This is a genomic window from Planktotalea frisia, from assembly GCF_001890925.1.
Classification (GTDB): domain Bacteria; phylum Pseudomonadota; class Alphaproteobacteria; order Rhodobacterales; family Rhodobacteraceae; genus Planktotalea; species Planktotalea frisia.
Map to the genome: position 1 here is coordinate 1 of NZ_MLCB01000089.1, position 1,139 is coordinate 1,139.

The following is a 1,139-nucleotide window of genomic DNA, read 5'->3' on the forward strand; positions in this document are numbered from 1 at the left end:
GTCAGCGATCGCCCTCGCTGCAACCGTCATATTCTGGTTATGAGTCCTGAACCTAATGGATATCTTGTAACGCTCGGCGATAGCTCGCTGGATACAAACGACTTCATTGATGCAACCCAAATCTTCTTTACGATTGCCAGCACCATTGGAACAGGGGGTTGGAATTGGACCGGAGTTTGGGCTGGCAATGGCAGCACGTATTCCAACATCAACGATACTGGCACCTACTACGAAGCGACGGATGGAAACGTCTACTTCATCCCCGATACATGGTTCACGACAAGCGGCACAGCCTTTGTCACTTCTGGTCCTGCCTATACAGCCCCTGTCGTGGTGACAGGCACAAGCGGCGCAGATGTTATTGATGCGAGCTACACCGACCCAAATGGCGATCAAATCGATGCAGGCGATGGTACTGGCCCACTCGGCAATGAAGACACTGTCAGCGCAGGCGATGGAAATGACAGCGTCGAAGCCGGGCTAGAAAACGATATTGTTTTCGGCGGTGGTGGGGATGACACCCTTGAAGGTGGCGATGGAAATGACACGCTTTATGGCGATACAGACAACATCTCGCCGGGTGGTGGCGATGGCGATGACAGCATTTTGGGCGGCGCGGGCAACGACGTTATCTTTGGCGAAGACGGTGCGGATACCATTCGTGGCAATGGTGGTGGCGACACGATCTTTGGTGGCGGTGGTGCTGACACCATTCGTGGTGACGGGGGCGGCGATCTTATCGATGGTGGCGATGGCGCTGACACAATCGCAGGCGATGGCGGCGCAGATACCATTCGCGGTGGCGAAGGTGCGGATAGTATTGACGGTAATGCAGGCAACGATCTGATCGGCGCGGAACCTGTTGATGACAGCACGACACTTGATTGGAGTGCACTAGATGAAAACGGCAATTTCGCAATCGCAGGTGCGACCGAAACGCTGAATGTAGATATCACCACAACGACAAATGCCTCAGGTCAAACAGCCAACGTGCAAACCCAAGGTTCTCCCGCAGCCAGTGGTCTATGGGTCTCAGGCATCACCGATCCCGTTACGACAACGATGACTTTTGATGGCTTATACCGCTGCTACCCCAAAACCCGAATTTTTTCATGGGTTATGACGCGGAAATTGTCTGA

At 53.7% G+C, this 1,139-nt stretch carries 1 protein-coding gene; it reads left to right on the plus strand.

Annotated elements, in window-relative coordinates; translation table 11 throughout:
- Nucleotides 1-39: 39 nt before the first annotated feature.
- The coding region (locus PFRI_RS05060; protein WP_139292096.1) for a calcium-binding protein at nucleotides 40-1,139 on the plus strand (1,100 nt) is incomplete at its 3' end.